A 22,532-nucleotide genomic window follows, 5' to 3' on the forward strand; every position below is an offset into this window, starting at 1 on the left:
AACTCATCGGGATTCTTTCATCATCCATGATCCGTTCGCCGTCTGCTCGCCTCGCGTCGGTCCCCCGGCGGTCGGGCCTCATCGGGCCGAGGCCAGGCTCGGCCGGCCGAGGATCTGCTCGGTCGGGAAGCGGTCGCCCGGGCAGGCGGTCGGGGTGTTCGAGGCGGCGTCGTGGGTGCCGACGCGGTCCCCGGGGATCGCGTAGCGGTCCTGCAGGTACGCCACCAGGGCCCGGGCGGCCTCGACCTGCTTCGGCGTGGGGGCGGCCTCGTCGAGGTTCCCCACCAGGCAGATGCCGATGCCGTACTCGTTGACGCTCGGGTGCTTGGCGTCCCGGCAGTGGGCGCCGGCCCGCTGGTCGGACCAGCGGCGGGTCACCTCGATCGTCCCGTCGGGGCTGTCGGTGCCGTTGCCGATGACGAAGTGGTAGCTGCACCCGTCCAGTCCCGCCCGGTCCCGGTGCTGGCGGTCGATCTGGGCGTAGCCCCCGCTGGGGGAGGCGCTATGATGCAGCACCACGTACCGCCAGGGCCGGTCGGCCTTGGGCGGCTGGACCAGGTCGATCGGGTCGTCGGCCATCGCCTGCACGCGGGCCCGCAGTTCCGACCGGGAGCTGGCGAGCCGGGCGTTGGCGTCCCGGCTCGGGGCCTTCCGGCTCATCGGCGGGCCGACGTCGATCCGGGGCGGGTCGCCGACGTCCGAGGGGAGCGGCTCCACCGCGCTCGGCGTCGGCTCGGGCAGGGGCTCCTCCTCCGGCAGCGGCGAGAGGTTCAACTCCGGCTCCCCCGCCGGGGCGGGGCCGGCCGGCGGCGACACGTAGGTGCCGTAGGTGTCCTCGTACCCCGGGGCCGGGGACGACACGTCATAGTCGTAATCATAGGATCCCGGGTCAGTCGGGATCACCGTGGCCGACGAGGGGCTGGGGTCGATCAGGACCGGCTCGGGGTCGACGAAGACCGGCCGCAGGGCCGATCGCCGGTGCTTGCAGCCGGACGTGCCGGCCATGACGACCATCAGGCCGACGACCATCAGCCGGGCCAGCGTCCTCGTCCGGGGGGTCTTCCATCGGGCGTCCATGAGACGTCTCCACTCGGGGCTCGATTCGTACCGCGATGCGGGGTCGGTGTGGGTCAAAGCAAGGGCGGTGCCGAGCGATCGGACCCCGGCGCGCCGGGATCCTCGGATTCGCCTCAAGTCTACACCCCGATGGGACGAGTGGCCGGGCGAGGCGGGCCGATTTCCCGGAGAACGGCTCAAGTCCCCGCCCGGACCGGCCGGGGGCCCGTGTAAGTCCTGCAATTCGGCGGACGATCCGTCCGTCGCGACCCGCACGACCGCCCCAGCCGGTCCGGGCCGCCCCGGCCTCGCTGGCATCCGGGTGGGGGCGTCGGTATGCTAATGGGTCCGACCCGCCCCCCCCGCCCCGACGACCGGCCCGTCCCGCACGACCCGCACGACCCGACCGGGGCCGACGTTTTCTTCCCGACCGTGTGATCGCCCAGGAGACCGAGGTCGATGCCGGCCTACCACCCCCAGCGCATCGAGACGAAGTGGCAGCAGTACTGGGACGCGCACCAGACGTTCCGGGTCGCCGACCTCGTCCCCGACCGGCCCAAGCTCTACATCCTCGACATGTTCCCGTACCCCTCCGGCGCCGGCCTGCACGTCGGCCACCCCGAGGGCTACACCGCCACCGACATCCTCTGCCGCTTCAAGCGCAACCGGGGCTTCAACGTCCTGCACCCGATGGGCTGGGACGCCTTCGGCCTGCCCGCCGAGCAGTACGCCATCCAGACCGGCACCCACCCTGCGGTCACCACCCAGAAGAACATCGACACCTTCCGGCGCCAGATCAAGGCCCTCGGCTTCTCCTACGACTGGTCACGGGAGGTCGACACCACCGACCCCGACTACTACCGGTGGACCCAGTGGATCTTCCTCAAGCTCTACGACACCTGGTATGACCCGGCGTTCGCGTGGACCGACGCCGAGGGCCGCACCCGGCGCGGCAAGGGCCGGCCGATCGCCGAACTCCCCGTCCCCGAGGACTGCCCCGACCCGGACTCGTATCGCGACGCCCGACGCCTCGCCTACCGCGCCGAGGTCCCCGTCAACTGGTGCCCCGAGCTGGGCACCGTGCTGGCGAACGAGGAGGTCATCGACGGCAAGTCCGAGCGCGGCAACCACCCCGTCGTCCGGATGCCCCTGAAGCAGTGGATGCTCCGGATCACCTCCTACGGCGACCGGCTCATCGAGGATCTCGAATTCGTCGACTGGCCCCGCGCCATCAAGGACATGCAGCGCAACTGGGTCGGCCGCTCCGAGGGGGCCGAGGTCGACTTCAAGATCAAGCGCGAACACGACTTCGACAACTGGCGGCAGGCCCGGCAGTCCTCCGGCTGGCCCGAGACGGCCCCCGACGACGTGATCCGGGTCTACACCACCCGCCCCGACACCCTCTTCGGCGCCACCTACATGGTGCTCGCCCCCGAGCACCCCCTGGTCGACCGCCTCACCACGCCCGACCGGGCCGAGGCCGTGGCCGAGTACCGCCGCCAGGCCGCCGGCAAGAGCGACCTGGACCGCACCGACCTCGCCAAGACCAAGTCCGGCGTTTCCACCGGCGGCTTCGCCGTCAACCCCGCCAACGGCGAGCCCGTGCCCGTCTGGATCGCCGATTACGTGCTCATGGGCTACGGCACCGGCGCCATCATGGCCGTCCCCGCCCACGACGAGCGCGACTTCGAGTTCGCCAGGACCTTCGGCATCCCCATCCGGGCGGTCGTCCAGCCCCCCGACGAGTGGCTGGTTGCCCATCGGGGCGAGGTCCAAGCCCCCGAGCACGACCGATCCCAATTCCGCAACCTCTACCAGAAAGATCCCGGTGCCTTCGCCGAGGCTTTCCCCGGGGAGGGCGTCTCGATCAACTCCAGCAACCCCGAGCTCGCCCTCGACGGCAAGGCCACGGCCGACGCCAAGGCCCGCATCATCAAATGGCTCGCCCGGAACGGCCTCGGCAAGAAGACCGTCAACTACAAGCTCCGCGACTGGCTCTTCTCCCGCCAGCGCTACTGGGGGGAGCCCTTCCCGATCCTCCTCGACCGGGACGAGCGCCACCGGGCCGTCGACGAGTCGGAGCTGCCCGTCCGCCTCCCCGAGATGGACGACTTCAAGCCCTCCTCCTCCGGCCGGCCCGAGCCCCCGCTCGCCAAGGCATCCGACTGGGTGAATTATTCAGACGCCTACATCCGAGAGACCAACACGATGCCCCAGTGGGCCGGCTCGTGCTGGTACTACCTCCGCTACATCGACCCGAAGAACAGCGAACGCCCCTGGGGCCCGGAGAAGGAACGCTACTGGATGCCGGTCGACCTCTACGTCGGCGGCGCCGAGCACGCGGTGCTCCACCTGCTCTATTCCCGGTTCTGGCACAAGGTCCTCTTCGACCGCGGCCTCGTCTCCACGGCAGAGCCCTTCCAGAGGCTCGTCAACCAGGGGATGATCCTCGGCGAGACCGAATACACCGCGTACCGGGACGAGCAGGACCGCTGGGTCTCCTCCTCGACGGTCAGGGAGCAGGAGGGCGGCGGCTTCGAGGCCCGGGAGGGGACGCAGGGGCGCCCCGTCCAACCGGTCAAGCTCGCCGAGGACCGCGTCACCAAGAAGGGCGAGGGCTTCGTCCTCGTCGAGGACGAGTCGATCCGGGTCGACGCCCGGGCGCACAAGATGTCCAAGAGCCGGGGCAACGTCATCAACCCCGACGAGGTCATCGGCGAATACGGCGCCGACAGCCTCAGGCTCTATGAGATGTTCATGGGACCCCTCGAAGCCACCAAGCCCTGGAGCATGAAGGGGGTCGAGGGAGTCTACCGGTTCCTCGGCCGCGCCTGGCGGATGGTCGTCGACGACCGGGCCGACGAGGTGACGCTCGCCCCCCAGGTCCGGGACGCCCCGCTCGACGACGAGGCCGCCAAGGTCGTCGCCCGCACCGTGGCCGGCGTCACCGACGACCTCGAGGCCATGCGGTTCAACACCGCCATCAGCAAGCTCATGGAGTTCGTCAACGCCTTCACCTCCCGGGAGGTCCGGCCGAAGGCGGCGATGGAGACGTTCACCCTGCTGCTCTCGCCGATGGCCCCGCACCTCGCCGAGGAACTCTGGCAGGTCCTCGGCCACGACGGGACGCTGGCCTACGAACCCTGGCCGACCTTCGACCCCGCCCTGCTCGTCGACGACGAGGTCGAGATCCCGGTCCAGATCAACGGCAAGCTCAAGGGCCGCATCCTCGCCCCCGCCGACGCCGACGAGGCCGCGCTGGAGGCCCTCGCCCGGGCCGACGAGAAGGTCGCCGCCCAGCTCGACGGCAAGCAGGTCAAGAAGGCGATCATCCGGCCCGGCAAGTTCGTCAACTTCGTCGTCGCCGGGTAGGGCGCCTCGCGGCGAACGAGCGAGATCCGGCGTGATATTCCGCCATGTTTCCCTTGCCGGGTTGCCAATCCCGACGCGATGCCGGGACGAACAGAGACGTTCGTGCATTTTTGCAACATTGCATTGAGGTGCGGCGGCCTCGTCGTAGGATTCCCCATCGACGGAGGCCGGGTGCCCCGAGGCGGATCGGCCTGGGCACCTGGCGGCATCGGCCCGGCGAGACGGGCCAGGTCTGCAATCGATGGGAAGACGCTTGATGACGCGCTCGCGACTGGCCCTGGTCACCGGCCTGGTCCTCTCGGCCGCCGGGATTTCGCCCCCCTCCCAGGCCCGGGCGGGGCTGCTCACCAGCTACAACCTGGTGACGACGGGCGACATGGAGATGAACTCCCACGTCAACTACAACACGTTCGTCGGCGGCAACCTGACCGCGAATGGCGCCGTCTTCTCGGACCATTCCTTCTCGGGGACGACCGGCCTGACCGTGGTCGGCTCGATCTCGGGGAGCAACATCCAGGTCAACGGCGGCAAGGATCTGGTGGTGAGCAGCTTCGGCCAGGGGAGCGACCTGGTCCTGATGAACGGCGGGGACAAGGTTCTGGGTTCGGGCCTGCCCGCGCTGGCCTCGTCGATCGCGACGCAGATGGCCGACGCCTCGGCGGCGTTCAAGTCCCTCTCGGCGGGCGCCTCGAACACGGTTGTCCTGACGAACAACGGCCAGCTGACCTTCACCGTCGGCGAGATCGACACCCTGGGCCGGGCCGTCTTCAGCGTCGATGGGTCGATCTTCAGCAATAACGCCTACCAGAACGGCTACTCCATCGCCGGGAGTTATGCCGACGCCACGTCCATCATCCTCAACGTCTCCGGCACGACCATCCTTCACAATCACGGCCAGTTCAACGGCGAATGGAACACTCAGGGAGTCCTGGCCAAGACGCTCTGGAACTTCTCGGACGCCACGTCGATCGACCTGCACAAGAACTTCAGCGGGGCGATCCTGGCCCCCAGGGCCCACCTGACCAAGGGCAGCACGTCCACCGACGGCTCGATCTTCGTCAAGAGCCTGCTCAGCAAGGGGGAGACGCACTCCCCCTACTACTCGGGGTTCGATCCCACCTCGTCGATCCAGGCCGTCCCCGAGCCCTCGACGCTCGTCCTGGCCGGGATCGGCGCCCTCGGCTTCGGCGGCTACGCCCTTGCCCGACGCCGGAGGGGATGAGCCCTCCCGGGCCGCCTCCCCCGGCCATCCCCCCCCGGACGGTCCGCCCGACGGGGGGGTCAGCCGGCCGAGGCGCCCTCCCCCTCGGCCAGCACGTCCGAGAGGATCCGGCCCAGCCCCCGGGTCGGCTCGTAGCCGATCAGCCGGCGGATCTTGTCCAGGCACGGGACCCGGCGGACCATGTCCTCGAATCCGGACGTGTACGCCTCGTCATACGGGATGGTCCGGATGTCGCTCCGGCCGCCGGTCAGCGCGCGGACGCGCTCGGCCAGCTGCATGATCGAGACCTCCTCGCCGTTGCCGACGTTGAAGACCTCGCCCCGGGCGCCCGGGTGGTGGATCAGCCGGACCAGCGCATCGACCACGTCCAGCACGTGGGCGAAGCACCGCGTCTGGGTCCCGTCGCCGTAGACCGTGATCGGCTCGCCGGCCATCCCCTGCCTGACGAACCGGGGGACGACCATGCCGTACCGGCCGGTCTGCCTGGGGCCGACGGTGTTGAACAGCCGGGCCACCACCACCGGCAGCCTCGCCTCGTGCCAGTGGGCCAGGGCGAGGAACTCGTCGAGCATCTTCGCCCCGGCGTATGCCCAGCGCCGGGTGGTGGTCGGGCCGAGCACCACGTCGTCGTCTTCCCGGAAGGGGATGCGGTCGCTCTTGCCGTAGACCTCGCTGGTGGAGGTCAGCAGCATCGGCCGGCGATACCGGGCGCAGCAGCGGAGGATCGTGTCGGTGCCGTTGACGATCGTCTCGATCGTCTTCACCGGCTCGTCCACCACCAGCCGCACGCCCACGGCGCTGGCCAGGTGGAAGACGGCCGAGCACTCCAGCACGCAGCGCTCGACCACGCCCGGGTCGGTGACGCTGGCCACCCGCAGCTCGAACCCCGGCCGCCCTTCCAGGGGGGCGACGTTGGAGAAGCGGCCGGTGCTCAGGTCGTCGAGCGCCAGCACCTCGTGGCCGTCGTCGAGCAGGCGCTCGCAGAGGTGGCTGCCGATGAACCCGGCGCCTCCGGTGACAAGGTATCGCATCGCGTGCCGGGCATCCGAGGGGGGTGCGGAGTCGAGCGGATTTGACCCCCCCAGCATATCGCGCGAGGGCGGCCGGGGGGAGCGAGCACCCCCCCCGCACCCGTCCCGGTCACTCCCCCTCGTCGAGGGCGACGTTCCAGTACGCCTCGCTGATGAACCGGGACCAGCTCTCGATCCGCATGGTGGAATAGGCGTACATGGGCTTCCACTCCGGCCGGACCGGCTTCTTGCGGAGCCTCATGTGCGCCTGCTCCGGGGTGCGGTTGGCCTTGCGGGAATTGCAGCCCACGCAGGCCAGCACGCAGTTCTCCCAGGTGGAGACGCCCCCCTGGGCCCGGGGCAGCACGTGGTCGATCGTCAGCTCCGAGGAGCCGGGCCGGTCGCCGCAGTACTGGCAGGTCGAGTGGTCGCGCTTGAAGATGTTGCGGCGGCTGAAGGTCACCGTCGACTCGCGGAAGCGGTCGTAATGGGTCAGGGTGACGACCTCCGGCACGCGCATCCGGAACGTGACGGCCTGGATGAACGGCTCGTCGTCCCTGGGTTTCAGCCGGGCCCAGTCGGCCCAGTCGTAGAGTCGGAAATCGTCGGGGTCGACGACGCGGGCCGACTCGTTCCACAGCATCACCAGCGCCCTGGAGACCGAGGCCACGTTCACCGGCTGCCAGTTCCGGTTCAGGACCAGGGTCGGGCGGTCGAGGACAGCGGCGCTCATCGCGGACAAGCCTCCTCCGACTCGGCGGGACCGGGTTCTTGCTCGGACGATGGACCTCGGTCGAGCCCGATCGGGCGGCTCGACGAACCCGAGGCCGGGCGGGCGGACGGACGCAGGCCGATCGACCCGGGTCGGGTCGCACCACTATTATGACACGAGGCCCGCTCCGCTCCGCAACTCCCTCCACGGCGACACCGCCCCCTCCCCGGCCGGTTCGCCCCCGTTCCCCCGCGATTCCCGAGGCCCCCGCCGCCCCCGCACCCCCGCCCCCGGCCGTGAAAAATTCATGAACGGGTGCCGCGGCCCCGAATCGACCCCCCCGACGCCGGACCCCCAGCCCCCCGAGCACCCGCCATGCGAGCCGAACTCCTGATCATCGGAAGCGAACTCACCAGCGGGGAGAAGCTGGACACCAACGGCCAGTGGCTCTGCACCCGGCTCGCCGAGTTGGGCGTCCCGGTCCGGTTCACGACCGTGATTGGGGATGACCTGGACGACAACATCGACGCCTTCAAGGCCGCCTCGGGCCGCTCGGACCTGGTCGTCTCCAGCGGGGGCCTCGGGCCGACGCAGGACGACCTGACCCGGGACGCCCTGGCGAAGGCCGGGGGCGTCGGCATGGTGCAGGACGACGAGGCCTTGCGGATGATCGAGGCCCTCTTCGCCCGCCGAGATCGCCCCATGCCCGACCGCAACCGGACCCAGGCGCTCATCCCCGAGGGGTCGGAAATCCTGCACAACCCCACCGGCACGGCCCCCGGCATCTGGATGCGGCTCGACCGGGCGTGGGTCGCCTGCCTGCCGGGCGTCCCCCGGGAGCTGAAGGCCATGTTCGACGCCGAACTCGCCCCCCGGCTCCGGGCCTCCGGCCTGGCCGGCCGGGTCGTCCTGGGCCGGACGATCAACCTCTTCGGCCTCGGCGAGTCCGAGGCCGAGCAGCGGGCCCCCGACCTCACCGCCCGGGGCCGGATCCCCGAGGTCGGCATCACCGCCTCCGACGCCACCATCAGCTTCCGGATCCGCGCCGAGGGGGCCGACGAGGCCGAGGCCCTCGCCCTCATCGGGCCGACCGCCGAGGCCATCTACGAGCGGTTCGGCGACTTCGTCGTCGGCGAGGGGACCGACGACGTGGCCGAGGGGCTCGTCGCCGCGTTGAAGTCCACCGGCAAGACGATCGCCCTGGCGGAGTCCTGCACCGGCGGCCTGATCGCCCACCGGATCACCCGGGTCGACGGCGTCAGCCCCCACTTCCCCGGCGGCGTCGTTTCGTACGCGAATGGGGTCAAGTCAACGCTGCTGGACGTGCCCGCCGACCTGATCGCCTCGAAGGGGGCCGTCAGCCCCGAGGTGGCCGAGGCGATGGCCGAGGGGGCCCGCCGCCGCCTGGGTGCAGACCTCGGCCTCGCGGTCACCGGGGTCGCCGGCCCGGCCGGCGGCACCCCCGAGAAGCCCGTCGGCCTGGTCTACCTCGGCCTCGCCGACGCCTCCGGCACCCGGCACCGCCGCCTCGCCCTCGGCCCCGAGCAGCCCCGGGCCGTCATCCAGTCCCGCGCCTCCAAGCACGCCATGAACTGGGCCCGCCTGGCGCTGCTGGGCAAGCTCCCTTGACCATTTCCCCATTTCAAGATCGGGATGGTCCCGCTGCGCGATTTCGTGTGACCAAAACCGCCGATCCACTCGATCATTTCGGTGTGAGGTTTGACTGCCGACCGCCGACCGACCCGGGCCGAACACCAGCGATCGAGGAGATCCCGAGCGTGGCCAGCACCCGACAGATCGAAGCCAATCGCCGCAACGCGGCGAAGTCCACCGGGCCGAGGACCGCCGAGGGCAAGGCCCGGGTCTCCCGGAACGCCCTGTCGCACGGCCTGGCCGGGCACGGGGTCGTGCTCACCGACGAGCAACTCGCCGCCGTCGAGGAACGCAAGCGGGACTGGTTCCCCGACTACCGGCCCGACTCCCCCGCCGAGCGCTGGCGGTTCGAACGCATCTGCATCGAGTCCGTCCGGCTCGACACCTGCCTGCACCGCGCCGTCGCCGCCCGGGACGAACTGGCCCGGCGCGCCTCCGAGGCCTGGGACGAGGACCGCGCCCTCGACGCCGAACGCCTCGCCTCCCGGCTCCCGGGACGCCCCGAGTTGGTCCAGCCCGAGCTGCTCCAGTCCCGGCACGGAGTCCTCTGGCTGCTCGACCGCTGGGAGTGCCTCCGGGACGCCGTCGCCCGGCGACCGGCGCCGACCGACCGGGACTGGTCCCTCCTGCTCGACCTGCTGGGCGTGCCCGCCGACGACCGGGACGACGCCCCCCGCCGGCTGATCGGCGAGGCCCCGGAGGCCGACGGCTTCGACGCGATCGCCGCCGAAGCGGTCGCCGACCTCCGACGCCGGCTCGACGCCTACCTCGACGACCGGGACGACCGCGCCCGGGTCGACGCCGAGGCCGGGCTCGCGCCGGACGCCCCGGCCGTCGTGCTCCTGGACCGCTACGAGGACCGGATCCTCCGCCGCCTCCGCCAGGCCGAGGCCGACCTCCGCCGCCTCCAGGGTCGCCCTGCCTCCCCCGACCGCCCCCGCCTGGTGCCCGGGCCGTCCGGGGTCCACGCCCCTCCCTCGCCCCCCGCGTCACCGGCCCGCCCGTCGTCGGCGCACTCAAACCCGGCCGATCGGCCGCCGCCGTCCCCCCCGACCGATCGGCCGCCGTCCCGCCCCGATCACGCCTCGACCCCGTCCCGGTCGTCCCCGGATGCTCGTCCCGATCGGCCCCGGGACCCGGCTTCCCCCGACCCATCCCCGAGGAATCGCCGGGAGCGGCGTGCCCTCCGGGCGATGGCCCGTCACCTCGGCCGGGGCGTCCGGGACGACGGCCCCTCCTGATCCGAGGTCCCGAGTCGCCCGGCCCCGCCCTCCCCGGAGGCACGAACAAAGCCAATTTCCCTCAGCCCTCGCCGCCCCCGACCCCGGTCGGTGCCGCCTCCCCGGCCCCGGACCAGACCGACGACGCCCCCGGGTGGTGCGCGCGGACCCACCGCGTCGCCTCGTCCAGCCGGGCGACCCGGTCGTCGTCCGCCCGGGCGTCGAGCGCCCGGACCAGGATCTCGGCGAGCCCGGCGTACGGCCCGTCGTCCCCGGCCTCGGATCGCAACGCCTTGTCGTGAATCGTGTTGTAGCGGTTCGATTCGGCCAGCGTGTAGCGGGCCCAGAGGGCGACGGCGGGGTCGGGGTGGTCGGCCAGTTCGCGCATCGGCCCCTGCTCGATCGCCGCCCCGGCCCCGGCGCCGTAGGCGAGCGGCCGGAGCAGGAGCAGCCGGAGCCAGTCGGGCCGGCCCTCGGCCCGGGAGACGGCCAGGGCATAGCCCCGGGGGTCGTCCTCGGCGGCCTCGGGGGGCAGCGACTCGGCCACCAGGTATCGGGCCCGGTCGGGCAGGTCGGGGGCGAGGGCGATGTCGAGCCGCTGCCTGGGGGTGGCGTCGGGGTTGCCCGCCAGCCTCCGGGCGGCCTCCACCCGATCGGCCTCGGGGCGGCCCGGGTCGTGCAGGATGTAGACGTCCCGCCAGACCTCCCTCAGCGACCAGGCGCCCCAGGCGAACCAGCCGATCATCCCCACCAGCAGGACCAGGCCGCCGACGGCCAGGTAGTAGAAGCCGCCGTATTTCTCCAGCCGGGACCGCTGCTCCCAGGGTTCCAACTGCACGATCGGCAGCTCGGGCAGCCCCGGGGTGCCCGGCGTCGATTTCGAGGGTTCCGCCATGAGCCTGACCTCCGTCCGTACGCTCGTCACCTCGACCCGGGACATTGTCCCCGAAGGGCGCGGCCCTTCCCAGGCCCCTGCCGTGCCCGATCCCCTTGTGCCCGATCCCGGCCGAGGCCGGCCGGGGGGCCGAACCTGGACCGTCCCGGAGACCGCTCGCATGAGATCGACCGTCCCGAATGGCCGCCCGAGCCGGCCCGCCGCCGCCCTGCTCGCCGCCCTCCTGGCCGCCTCCCCCCTGCCCTGGCGGCCCTCGATCGCCGACGAGGGCGGGACCCCCGGCGACGACCTCCGGCGTCGCGGATTCGTCGGCGCCGGGGTCGCCCCCGAGGAGGGAGACCGGGGGGTCCGGGTCACCCTGGTCGTCCCCGGCTCCCCCGCGGAGGCCGCCGGGCTGATCGAAGGGGACCTGATCGTCGGCGTCGACGACGAGCCCGTCACCGACCCGGCCTCGTTCGTCTCCCTGGTCGGCGCCCGGGGGGCGGGGGAGGAGGTCGCGCTCCGCTTCATCCGGGAGGGGGAGGAGCGGACCGAGCGCGTCACCTTCGGCGAGCGGCCCCGGGAGACCTCCGAGGCGGGCGAGGTGATCTACGGCTCGGTCGCCGCCGCCGCCGGCCGGCAGCGGACGATCGTCACGAAGCCCGAGGGGGACGGCCCCTTCCCGGCCCTCTTCCTGATCCAGGGGCTCGGCTGCGTCTCGATCGAGAACCCGGCCGGCGGCCTGATCGGCTACAAGGAGGTGATCGACGCCTTCACCGAGGCCGGCTACGTCACCCTCCGGGTCGACAAGCCCGGATGCGGCGACTCCGAGGGCGGCCCCTGCGCCGACGTCGACTTCGACACCGAGCTGGACGGCTACCGCCAGGGCCTGGCCGCCCTGAAGGCCATGCCCTTCGTCGACCCCGGCCGGGTCGTCCTCTTCGGCCACAGCATGGGGGGCGTGATGGGCCCGATCCTCGCCGCCGAGGACCCCGTGGCCGGGGTCGCGGTCTACGGCACGGTGCTCAAGACCTGGTCCGAGTACCTGCTGGAGAACGTCCGACGCCAGTCCGCCCTCGGCGGGGCCGCGCCCGACGAGGTCGACGACACCCTCCGCGCCCACGCGAAGCTCTACGCCCGCCTCTTCGTCCTGGGCCAGGAGCCCGACGAGGCCCTGGCCGAGGACCCGAGCCTGGCCCCGGTGCTGGCCGACGTGGCCCCCGACGGCGAGCACCCCTACACCCGCAACGCCCGCTTCTTCCGCCAGCTCGACGCCCGGAACCTGCCCGCCGCCTGGCTCGAGGCCGACGCCGACGCCCTGGCCATCTGGGGGGAGGCCGACTTCGTCTCCACCCGCGAGGACCACGAGCTGATCGCCTCGCTCGTCGACGGCCGGTCCGAGGGCTCGGGCCGCTTCGTGCTGCTGGAGGGGACCGACCACGGCTTCTCCCGGGCCGACTCCTACCGGGACGCCATGGAGCGGGAGGGCCCCGGCGAGTTCAACCCCGAGCTGCTCCGGGTCCTGCTCGACTGGGCCGGCTCCGTCGTCGACCCCGCGGGGTGACCCCGGCCCCCGGGTCGGGTACGCTCCTCCGTTCGGAGGGGCGTCCCGCCCCCCGGCCATCATCCCGGATCGGGAGCCTTCCCATGAGAATCACCTGGTACGGCCACGCCGCCTTCCTCGTCGAGGCCGACGGCAAGCGGATCATCCTCGACCCCTACACCTCGGCCGACGTCGGCTCCTACGCCCCCATCTCCGAGGGGGCCGACGTGGTTGCCGCCAGCCACGAGAACGCGAAGTATCACAGCGGCACCTCCGAGATCGTCCCCCCCTTCGAGACGGTGCTGGGCACCTCGATCCCCCCCGAGGGGGTCGAAGTCGCCGGGATTCGCATCCAGGCCATCCCCGCCTTCGAGACCCCCGAGAAGCGCGCCGGGGACGAGGTCTCGATCCTCGACTTCCGCCTCGAAGGCCTGCACGTCGCCTTCCTCGGCGACCTCGGCCACCCCCTCGGCACCCTGGAACTGGCCCTACTCGGCCGCCCCGACGTCCTGCTCGTCCCCGCCGGCGGCCCGCCGACGATCGACTACCCGCTGATCCCCCCGCTCATCGACGCCCTCTCCCCCTCGATCGTCATCCCGATGCACTACCTGACCCCCAAGATCAACCTGGAGATCCAGCCCGTCGAACGCTTCCTGGAGGCCTTGCCCGACTGGCCGGTCGAGCGGGTCGACGGCCCGAGCGTCACCGTCGACCGGGAGTCCCTCGAACCCCGACGGATCGTCGTGCTGGAGTCGGCCCGGTGAGCCGGGGATCTCACGCAGGGGCGCAAGGTCGCGGAGGAAGACGCGGGGAACCGCCCGGACTCTCGCTCCCTCCTCTCCGCGACCCTGCGAGATTATTCCTCCCGTCCTTCTGCTCCCCGGCCCGATGTCGTAGGCTCCCCCCGAGGAGCCCGGCCGCAGCACCCCGAACGACCGATCGATCGCCCCCGGAACTCCTCCCATGCCCGCCACCCCCGACCTGCTCGCGATCTTCGACCACGACGGCGTGCTCGTCGATTCGCTCGCCTTCCACCAGAGCGCCTGGGTCGACCTCGGCCGCCGCGCCGATCTGCCGATTACCGAGCAATTCGTGCTCGAAACCTTCGGCATGACCAACCCGGCCATCTTCCGACGCCTCGTCGGCGACGCCCTCGACGACGCCGAGGTCGCCCGCCTCGGCGCCCTGAAGGAGGAGTGCTATCGGGAAGTCGCCCGGGGCAAGGTCGTGCTCATGGACGGCGTCCACGCCCTGCTCGACGCCCTGACGGCCCGGGGCGTCGCCCTGGCCATCGGCACCAGCGGACCACGGGCGAACATGCGGCTCACCGTCGAGTCTTGCGGCCTCGACGGCCGCTTCGCCGCCATCGCCGCGCTGGAGGACATCACCCGATCGAAGCCGGATCCCGAAGTCTTCCTGCTCGCGGCCCGGCTCGCCGGGGTCGATCCCCGGGGCGCCGTCGTCTTCGAGGACGCGCCGATCGGCATCCAGGCCGCCAAGGCCGCCGGCATGTTCGCCGTCGGGGTCGCCTCGACCCGACCGGCCGAGGCCCTCCGGGAGGCCGGCGCCGACGAGGTGGTCGAATCCCTCGCCGACTACCCAGTCGACGCCCTGCTCGACCGCCTCCGATCCCGATCGGGGGGCACGGCCTGAGGGGTCCCGCGCGGATCGGTCAGATCTGGTCGAGCTTCCGCCGCCGGCCCCGGGCCTTCAGGCAGTCGGAGCATTGGCCCGTGATCACGAAGCGGTGGTTGTCGGGCCGGAAGCCGAACTCCTGGCCGATCAGCTCCCGGAGCTTGCGGATCTCCTCGTTGCGGAACTCGACGATCGCCCCGCACTGGGTGCAATGCATGTGGTCGTGCGAGGGATACCCGTAACTATGCTCATACGCCGATCGGTTGGTGAGCCTCAGCTCGCGGAGCAGGCCGGCGTCGACCATCAGCCGGAGGGTCCGGTAGACGGTGGACCGGCTGACCCGTCGGCCGGACTCCCGGAGGTCGGCCACCAGTTCGTCGGCGTCGAAGTGCTTGTGGGTGTTGAAGATGTGGTTGACGAGCACGCGGCGGGGCTCGGTCAGCTTCTCGCCCCGGATCTCGAGGTACTCGCGGAACTTCTCCTCGGGGCTGTCGGTGACCTGGAGCGGCGCGAGGTCTTGGGATGGGGTCACGAGACTCGGTCCTTCGGGGCGTCGACGGGCCTCAGGACGAGGCCGAGGGCGGTCGGCGACGGGTCGTTGTCGAGAATGATTCTCGATTATAGCGCCTCGTCGCGGCCGGGGCCAGTGCGGATCCCCCGACCTTCGGCCGTCCCGTCGCCCGCTGGAGGGGGTCGATGGGATCGAGTAGAGTCGAGTCGAAGGGCCCCGTCGGACCGAGGCGGGGCGTCGATGGGTCGAGCCGCCCGCCGGGGGGTCGCCCCTCGGCCCTCCCGGGCCGGGGCACTCGGCGGCCTCCGACCTGGCCTGGGAGGGTCACCATGTCGGCGATCCGGGAGGAGCCGATGCCGTCCCCCGAGCGGTTCCGACCCTATCTCGTCGCGCTGGCCAGGCTCCGCCTGGGGGCCGGGGGCCGGGGCAAGGTCGAGGCGTCGGACGTGGTGCAGCAGACGCTGCTGGAGGCCCACCGCTGCCGGGACCAGTTCCGGGGCCGGGGCGAGGCCGAGATGGCGGCCTGGCTCCGGAAGCTACTCGCGTGCAACCTCGTCGATGCGTTCCGGGCCCGGGGACGGGCATGCCGTGACGACGGGAGGGAGCGGTCGCTGGAGGCGGAATTGGAGCGGTCGTCGGCCCGGCTGGCCGACTTCCTCGCCGCCGACCAGACCTCGCCGAGCGAGGCGGCCGGCCGGCTGGAGCAGGCCCTCCTCCTCGCCGACGCCCTGGGGCGGCTGCCGGAGGCGCAGCGGGCCGCCCTGGAGCTGCGATATGGCCGGGGGTTGGCGGTCCTGGAGATCGCCCGGGAGCTGGACCGCAGCCCCGCCGCCGTCGCCGGGCTCCTGAAGCGGGGCGTCCGGGAGCTTCGGGCCCTGCTGGGCGACCGGGAGGGGCCATGAGCACCGACCCCAGCGGAGAGCGATCCCTCGACCGCCGCGTCGACGAGGCCATCGCCGAGTACCTCGCCGCCGAGGACCTCGGCCTGTCGATCGACCGCGACGCGTACCTCGCGAGGCACCCGGACCTCGCCGACGAGCTCGGGGCGTTCCTCGACGACCACGACGGCATGGCCCGCCTCGCCCCCGGCCGATTCCCCGGAGCGGCCCCCGAGCGGACCATCGACCTGGGCGAGGCGTCCGGGCCGGGCGAAGCGGGCGAGGCTTCGCCCGCCCCCACGCCCGCCCGGTGCGGGGACTACGACCTGCTGGGGGAGGTCGCCCGGGGCGGCATGGGGGTGGTCTATCGGGCCTCCCACCGCGGCCTGAACAAGGTCGTGGCCCTGAAGATGATCCTCGACGGCCCGCTCGCCTCCGGCGACGGCATCCGCCGCTTCCGGGCCGAGGCCGAGGCCCTGGCGGTGCTGGACCACCCGCACATCGTCCCCGTCTTCGACGTCGGCCAGGCGGGTTCCCATCACTACTTCGTCATGAGATACATGCCCGGGGGCAGCCTGGCCGACCGCCTCGCCCGCGGCCCGGTCGAGCCCGAGGAGGCGGCCCGGCTGGCCCACACCATCGCCCGGGCGGTCCACCACGCCCACCGCCGGGGCATCCTCCACCGCGACCTGAAGCCCTCCAACATCCTGCTCGATGCCGAGGGCCGGCCGAGCGTCAGCGACTTCGGCCTGGCCAAGCGGATCGGCGACCTCGACGAGCGGACCGCCACCGGCGCCATCGTCGGATCCCCCTCGTACATGGCCCCCGAGCAGGCCGAGGGGAGCCGGTCGATCACCGTGGCCACCGATGTCTACGGCCTGGGGGCGATCCTCTTCGCCCTGCTCACCGGCCGGCCGCCGTTCCGCTCCGAGTCGGTCCTGGAGACGATCCGGCAGGTCCGGGAGTGCGACCCCGAGCCCCCCGCGAGCCTGAACCGCCGGGTCGACCGCGACCTGGAGACGATCTGCCTGCGATGCCTGGCCAAGGACCCCGACCGCCGCTACGAGTCGGCCGACGACCTGGCGGACGACCTGGGACGCTGGCTGCGAGGCGAGCCGATCCGGGCCCGCCGGGTGGGCCGGGCCGGCCGACTCGCCCTCTGGTGCCGCCGGCACCCGGCCGCCTCCTCGCTCGGGCTGCTGACGGCCGTCTCCCTGGTGGCGACGACCCTCGCGGCCCTTTCCCTGGCCCGGGCGAGGGAGGCGATGCTCGTCCGGGAGGTCGGCATGAGCAACCGATACGCCGCCCGGCACGTCGCCAGCACAATCCTCCGGGAACTGGAGCACCTGGGCCGCCCCGTCGCCGAGGCCGCCGGGGATCCGGAGCTGATCGGCCTGCTGACGCGGGACGACCGCGAGGGGCTCCAGCGGTACGTCGAGCGGAGGGAACGGGACCCCTTCGGCGCCTCGGACGGCCGGACGTCCCTGTCGGGGGAGTCCCCCTACGCCACCTGGTTCGTCCTCGACCGGTCCGGGGTGATCCGGGGCGAGTCCCCCCGGAGCCGGGACGTGGTCGGGCGCGACTTCGGCGGCCGGGACTACGTCCGGGGGGCGATCGAACATGCCGACCGGCCCGGCTCCTCCGCCGTCCACGTCTCCCTGATCTTCAAGTCCGAGAACGACGGGATGCCCAAGTTCGCCCTGGCCGCCCCGGTCCGACCCGGGCCCGGGGGGCCGCCGATCGGCGTGGTCGCGGCGACCGTCACCACCCGGGCGGAGCTGGAGGGCCTCCGCCTCGACGACCGCAGCAGGATCGCCGTGCTCGTCGGCCGGGTCGACCCGGAGCCTCCCCGGTCCGGGGCCGAGCCGTGGAGGCCGGGCGGCTCTCACGTGATCCTCCGGCACCCGGCGTATGCCGGCCGGGGCGTCGATGCCGTCCCGTTCCCGGGGGCCCTGATCTCGGGGCTCCCGGGCCGATCGCCGGGGGGATGCCCCGGTCGGGAGTTCCGCCTCCCCGGGCCCGAGCCGGAGGGGGACGACGCCTCGGCGATCGACGACGACTACGCCGACCCCCTCGGCCGGGTCGACCCGCGCTACCGGGGCCGGTGGATCGCCGGCCTGGCCCCGGTCGGCGGCACCGAGCTGGCGGTCGTCATCCAGCGCCGGTTCGACGAGGCGGTCGACCCGGACCGGGCGTTGACGATCGGCCTGTCGCTGGGGGTCGCGACGGCCCTGACCCTGGCGATCCTGCTCCTCGGGGCGGCCGCCGTCGTCCTGAGGGGCCGGAGGGCCCGGCCCGGCTCGGGGGGCCCGGGGGGGATCCTTGCATGACCCGGTCCCCTGGGATCACGGTCGGTTTTCCCGGATTTCGCGCCCCATCCCGGCCCCGATGTCGGCCGTAATCGAGGGGAGGTGCTGATGCCTCCCCGGCCGGGCACGGCCCGGCGGACCCGTGTGACCGGTGGGGAGCTGACATGAATACGGCACAATCCACGCTCTGGGGCCGGATCGCCGCCTTCGAACTCGACGAACCCGGGGCCCCGCTGACCTTCACCCGTCGCCTCGCCCGGGAGAACGGCTGGGGTGAGGCGTACGCCCGTCGGGCGGTCGAGGAGTACCGCCGGTTCCTGTTCCTGGCGATGGCCTCGGGTCACCCGGTCACCCCGTCGGACCAGGTCGACCAGGCCTGGCACCTGCACCTGACCTACACCCGGAGCTACTGGGACGACCTCTGCGGCGGCGTGCTCGGCCGCCCGCTGCACCACGGGCCGACCCGGGGAGGGGCCGAGGAGTCGGCCAAGTTCCACGACTGGTACGGCCGGACCCTCGACTCCTACCGCCGGTTCTTCGGCGAGGAGCCCCCGGCCGACTTCTGGCCCCCGGCCGCCGACCGCTTCGGCCGGGACCTCCACTTCGCCCGGGTCAACCTGAGGGACCACTGGCTGCTGCCCCGGCCGTCGACGCTCCTCCGGGGGCTGGTCGGCCGACTGTCGGCCGTTCGGGAGGCGGTCGGGGCGAGGCCGGGGCCCGTCGCGGCCGTCGCCGCGATCGCCTTGATGCTGGCCGGCTGCGTGGCACCGGGGCTGCCGATGGGGGGGATGGGTGGCTTGGGGCTGGCGGACCGATCGGGTAGCGAATTCCTCAATCTCTTCGTCCCCCTCACCGTCGCCACGATCGTCTGCTCCTGGCTGCTCCGGCGGTGGGCCGCCTCCGGGGAGGGTGGGCCCTCGGATCCGGAGTTCGCCCTGGCGACCGACGCGTCGAAGGGCAAGGCGAAGCTCGACCCGTATGGCCTCATCCTCCTGGCCCGAGGCCCCGACCGGACGCCCCCGGTCCAGGCCGCCGTCGCCCGGCTGGTGGAGACCGGGGTCCTCTCCTACGACGAGGAACGGAAACAACTGATCACAACCTGGTCCGACCGGGATCGGACGCTCCACCCGGTCGAGCAGGCCGCCCTGGGCGCGGTGAAGCGACGCGCCTCCTGGACGACCTGGAAGCTCGTCCAGGCCGCGAGCCGGTCGCCCGAGGTGGGGTCGGTCGAGGACCGGCTCCGGGACCAGGGCCTGCTCCAGTCGGCCTCCGAGGCCTTCCGGATCCGGGTCTTGCCGGTCCTGCCCCTAGTGGTCGTGCTCGTACTGGGGCTCTGGCGGATCGGCCTCGGGATCGAACGGGGTCGGCCGGTGGGCTTCCTGGTCCTCCTCTGCGGACTGCTCTTCGTTGCGACGATCGTCCACCTCGTCGCCCGGCCGTGGCGGACCCGTAAGGGAGACGCCCTGGTCCGGTCGATGGACCACCTGCGGGAACGGATCGTGAAGGATCCGCCCTCGCCGGCCTCCCCCGAGTTCCCCCTGGCCTTCGCCCTCATGGGAATGGCCGCCCTGCCGAAGGAGGGCACGCTCGGCGTGCTCGGGGCGGAGATCATCCCCCCGCCCTCGTCCGGCGGCAGCGGCTGCGGCGGCGATGGCGGGGGCGGAGGCGGCTGCGGGGGAGGCGGCTGCGGCGGCTGCGGCGGTGGCTGCGGCGGGTGACGGCCTGAACGCCTCCGGGTCGGACTCCGCGGGCGATTCCTGGTATCCTTGACCCCGATCCCACGACAATCGACGCATGCCCCCGGGACGGGCCCCGCCCGGCCCGACCCGGGGGACGAGGTCCGGAGGAGGTCGGCATGGACGACAAGATCGAGAAGACCGACGCCGAATGGCGCGGCGAGTTGACCCCCGAACAGTACCGGATCCTCCGCCAGAAGGGGACCGAGCGGGCCTTCACGGGCATCTACTGGGACACCAAGGCCCCCGGCGTCTACCGATGCGCCGGCTGCGGCCAGGAGCTGTTCACGTCCGACTCGAAGTTCGACTCCGGATGCGGCTGGCCGAGCTTCGACCGCCCCTTGTCCGAGTCGGGCGTCGAGGAGCACGAGGACGCCAGCCTGGGCATGCTCCGCACCGAGGTCACCTGCTCCCGGTGCGGCGGCCACCTCGGCCACGTCTTCCCCGACGGCCCGCCGACGACCGGCCTGCGCTATTGCATCAACTCGGCCTCGCTCCGGCTCGACGAACGACCCCCCGGCTGAGGCCCCCCGGCGATAACCCCTGGCCCGCGACGGCCCGATCGTTTATCACGATCCGGAGTCGGGGAGATCGCCGGTCATGGGCCAGGGTCGGAGAGCGTTTCGATGCATCATGTTTTCGCGATTGCGCTTGTTGTATTTTCCGTGGCGTCGGGCGGGTCGGCGCGCGGGGAGCTCTCGGCCGGGGCCGCGGTGGTCGACGTGACGCCGGAGCAATTGCCCGTGCTGGTGAACGGGGGGATGCTCGGCCGGGAGGCGGACACGGTCAAGACGCCGCTCAGCGCCCGGTCCCTGGTCCTGGACGACGGCGAGGACCGGCTCGCGATCGTCGTCGTCGACAGTTGCATGATGCCCCGGGCACTGCTCGACGAGGCGAAGGCCGCCGCCGCCGCCCAAACCGGCATCCCGGCCGATCGGATCCTGATCTCGGCCACGCACACCCACAGCGCCCCGTCGAGCATGGCCTGCCTCGGCACCGAGGCCGACCCGTCCTACGTACCGTTCCTGCGCCGGAAGCTCGTCGAGGCCATCGCCGGGGCGGCGGGGAACCTGGAGCCGGCCAGGGTCGGCTGGGGGGTCGTCGATGCGGGCGAGTACACGGCGCTCCGCCGCTGGATCCGGAGGCCCGACCGCCTGGCCGACGACCCCTTCGGCAACCCGACCCTCAGGGCCAACATGCACGCCGCCAGCAACTGGGATGACGTGACCGGCGAGTCCGGCCCCGAGGACCCGGACCTCTCCCTGATCGCCCTGCAATCGGCCGACGGCCGGCCGCTGGCCGTCCTGGCGAACTTCTCGATGCACTACTTCGGCGACCAGTCCCTCAGCGCCGATTACTTCGGCCTCTTCTGCGAGGGCCTGAAATCCAGGCTGGCCGGCGAGTCCGAGGCCGAGGGCGAGGGCCCGCCCTTCGTCGGCATCATGTCCCACGGTTGCAGCGGGGACATCTACCGGGTCGACTACGCGAAGCCGCCGGGGTCGCGGGGTGAAGACCTGACGATCCAGTCGTATGCCGATGCGCTCGTCGATCGCGCCGTCGGCGCCTACGAGTCGATCGAGTTCCGGGCCGACGCCGACCTGGAGATGGCCGAGGCGAGGGTCCCTCTCCGCTACCGCGTGCCGGACGCGCAGCGGCTGGACTGGGCCCGTCGGGTCGTCGAGGCGATGGGCGATCGCCCACCGAAGGACACCACGGAGGTCTACGCCCGGGAGCAGCTCATCCTGCACGAGTGGCAGTCGACCGAGGTCGTCGTCCAGGCGATCAAGATCGGCGAGCTCGCCATCGCGACCACGCCGACGGAGACCTACGCCCTGACCGGGCTGAAGATCAAGCTCCAGAGCCCCCTGGAGAAGACCATGGTGATTGAGCTGGCCAACGGCGGGGACGGCTACATCCCGCCCCCGGAGCAGCACCTGCTGGGCGGCTACAACACCTGGGCCGCGCGGTCGGCCGGGCTGGAGGTCCAGGCCGAGCCGAAGATCGTCGAGGCGGCCCTGGGCCTGCTGGAGGACGTCTCGGGGTGCGATCGGGCCGAGTACCGCCAGCCGGTCGGCCCGGCGTCGGAGGCGATCCGTTCCCTCCGCCCCGCCGCGTACTGGAGGCTCGATGAGTTCTCCGGCCCGAGGGCGATCGATCATGTGAACGATCATGACGCCTTCTATGAGCCGGGCGTCGCCTTCTTCCTGGAAGGGCCCCGGCCCGACGCGTTCAGCCCGGGGGGTCGGCCGAACCGCTCGGCCCACCTCGCGGGGGGGAGGATCGACGCCCGCATCCCGGGGCTCGGCGACCGCTACTCGGTCTCGCTCTGGTGCTGGAACGGCATGCCCGAGGGCGCCCGGGACGTCTCCGGTTGGCTCTTCGCCCGGGGCCACGACCGGGACCGGGACGGCGGGAACGACCGGCTGGGGGTGGGGGGGACCGGCGAGGCCCAGGGCCGGTTGATCTTCAGTCCCGGCGGCCCCGCAGGGGGGGATCGGCCCCTCGTCGGCCGCACGGCGATCGAGCGATGGACGTGGCATCACGTGGTCCTCGTCCGGGACGGCGATTCGGTCCGCATCCACCTCGACGGCGACCCCGAGCCGGAGATCGAGGCCCCGGCCGTCGCGGGATCCGCCCCGCGACTCGACCAGATCTTCCTCGGCGGCCGGTGCGACGGCGATTCGACCTGGGAGGGCCGGCTCGACGAGATCGCGGTCTTCGACCGGGTGCTCACGGTCGAGGAGATCGAGCGGCTCTCACCTCGTTGACGTGGCGGTCCTCGTACCCACGAAGGTCGAGCC

Annotated in this window: 17 protein-coding genes; 12 read left to right on the forward strand and 5 right to left on the reverse strand. The window is 72.3% G+C overall.

The genetic code is table 11. The features are described from left to right. Positions 1-78: 78 nt before the first annotated feature. On the reverse strand, positions 79-1,077 hold the full coding sequence (locus ElP_RS21635) for a peptidoglycan recognition protein family protein (RefSeq protein ID WP_197446266.1): 999 nt from the start codon (positions 1,075-1,077) through the stop codon (positions 79-81). Positions 1,078-1,515: 438 nt separating this feature from the next. Between ElP_RS21635 and leuS the strand changes: the two genes are divergently transcribed. Both leuS and ElP_RS21645 read left to right on the forward strand, forming a co-directional pair. After that, positions 1,516-4,428 carry a leucine--tRNA ligase gene (gene leuS / locus ElP_RS21640; protein WP_145272874.1) on the forward strand — a complete coding sequence of 971 codons (2,913 nt, stop codon included), beginning with the start codon at positions 1,516-1,518 and terminating at the stop codon, positions 4,426-4,428. Positions 4,429-4,684: 256 nt separating this feature from the next. Continuing rightward, positions 4,685-5,650, forward strand: a complete 966-nt coding sequence (locus ElP_RS21645; RefSeq protein WP_197446267.1) for a collagen-binding domain-containing protein — start codon at positions 4,685-4,687, stop codon at positions 5,648-5,650. Between the two features lie 59 nt (positions 5,651-5,709). On the opposite strand, the gene ElP_RS21650 is transcribed toward ElP_RS21645, so the two are convergent. Next, positions 5,710-6,681, reverse strand: coding sequence for an NAD-dependent epimerase/dehydratase family protein (locus ElP_RS21650; protein WP_145272880.1), 972 nt, complete (start codon positions 6,679-6,681; stop codon positions 5,710-5,712). 109 nt (positions 6,682-6,790) lie between these two features. Then, on the reverse strand, positions 6,791-7,393 hold the full coding sequence (locus ElP_RS21655) for an HNH endonuclease (RefSeq protein WP_145272883.1): 603 nt from the start codon (positions 7,391-7,393) through the stop codon (positions 6,791-6,793). 354 nt (positions 7,394-7,747) lie between these two features. Between ElP_RS21655 and ElP_RS21660 the strand changes: the two genes are divergently transcribed. Next, positions 7,748-9,001 (forward strand): competence/damage-inducible protein A, encoded by a 1,254-nt coding sequence (locus tag ElP_RS21660; RefSeq protein ID WP_145272887.1) that lies wholly within the window; start codon positions 7,748-7,750, stop codon positions 8,999-9,001. A 149-nt stretch (positions 9,002-9,150) separates the two neighbouring features. Continuing rightward, entirely contained in the window at positions 9,151-10,266 is a 1,116-nt protein-coding gene (locus ElP_RS21665) for a hypothetical protein (protein WP_145272890.1), read from the forward strand. Between the two features lie 61 nt (positions 10,267-10,327). Here ElP_RS21665 and ElP_RS21670 read toward each other — a convergent pair whose 3' ends face one another. Continuing rightward, a complete protein-coding gene (locus ElP_RS21670; protein WP_145272895.1) occupies positions 10,328-11,140 on the reverse strand; it encodes a hypothetical protein in 813 nt (270 codons plus the stop codon). 160 nt (positions 11,141-11,300) lie between these two features. Between ElP_RS21670 and ElP_RS21675 the strand changes: the two genes are divergently transcribed. The 3 genes from ElP_RS21675 to ElP_RS21685 all read left to right on the forward strand — a co-directional run bounded on the left by ElP_RS21675 (position 11,301) and on the right by ElP_RS21685 (position 14,315). Continuing rightward, complete coding sequence (locus ElP_RS21675; protein WP_197446268.1) at positions 11,301-12,683, forward strand: alpha/beta hydrolase family protein; 1,383 nt, start codon at positions 11,301-11,303, stop codon at positions 12,681-12,683. Between the two features lie 83 nt (positions 12,684-12,766). After that, a complete protein-coding gene (locus ElP_RS21680) occupies positions 12,767-13,426 on the forward strand; it encodes an MBL fold metallo-hydrolase (protein ID WP_145272901.1) in 660 nt (219 codons plus the stop codon). 199 nt (positions 13,427-13,625) lie between these two features. Continuing rightward, on the forward strand, positions 13,626-14,315 hold the full coding sequence (locus ElP_RS21685; RefSeq protein WP_145272903.1) for an HAD family hydrolase: 690 nt from the start codon (positions 13,626-13,628) through the stop codon (positions 14,313-14,315). 19 nt (positions 14,316-14,334) lie between these two features. Here ElP_RS21685 and ElP_RS21690 read toward each other — a convergent pair whose 3' ends face one another. Beyond that, on the reverse strand, positions 14,335-14,829 hold the full coding sequence (locus ElP_RS21690; protein ID WP_145272906.1) for a Fur family transcriptional regulator: 495 nt from the start codon (positions 14,827-14,829) through the stop codon (positions 14,335-14,337). A 308-nt stretch (positions 14,830-15,137) separates the two neighbouring features. Here ElP_RS21690 and ElP_RS21695 point away from each other — a divergent pair, with 308 nt between their 5' ends. The 5 genes from ElP_RS21695 (at position 15,138) to ElP_RS21715 (ending at position 22,499) form a co-directional block, all read left to right on the forward strand. After that, positions 15,138-15,710 (forward strand): sigma-70 family RNA polymerase sigma factor, encoded by a 573-nt coding sequence (locus ElP_RS21695; RefSeq protein WP_197446269.1) that lies wholly within the window; start codon positions 15,138-15,140, stop codon positions 15,708-15,710. Further along, complete coding sequence (locus ElP_RS21700) at positions 15,707-18,016, forward strand: serine/threonine-protein kinase (RefSeq protein ID WP_145272909.1); 2,310 nt, start codon at positions 15,707-15,709, stop codon at positions 18,014-18,016. The genes ElP_RS21695 and ElP_RS21700 overlap by 4 nt, the downstream gene beginning before the upstream one ends. A gap of 143 nt (positions 18,017-18,159) precedes the next feature. Further along, complete coding sequence (locus tag ElP_RS21705) at positions 18,160-19,713, forward strand: TIGR04222 domain-containing membrane protein (protein WP_145272912.1); 1,554 nt, start codon at positions 18,160-18,162, stop codon at positions 19,711-19,713. A 137-nt stretch (positions 19,714-19,850) separates the two neighbouring features. Continuing rightward, positions 19,851-20,255: a peptide-methionine (R)-S-oxide reductase MsrB gene (gene msrB, locus ElP_RS21710; RefSeq protein ID WP_145272915.1), complete on the forward strand. Its 405-nt coding sequence runs from the start codon at positions 19,851-19,853 to the stop codon at positions 20,253-20,255. A gap of 102 nt (positions 20,256-20,357) precedes the next feature. After that, on the forward strand, positions 20,358-22,499 hold the full coding sequence (locus ElP_RS21715; protein ID WP_145272918.1) for a LamG-like jellyroll fold domain-containing protein: 2,142 nt from the start codon (positions 20,358-20,360) through the stop codon (positions 22,497-22,499). Positions 22,500-22,532: the final 33 nt, after the last annotated feature.

It is taken from the genome of Tautonia plasticadhaerens (assembly GCF_007752535.1).
Lineage (GTDB): Bacteria > Planctomycetota > Planctomycetia > Isosphaerales > Isosphaeraceae > Tautonia > Tautonia plasticadhaerens.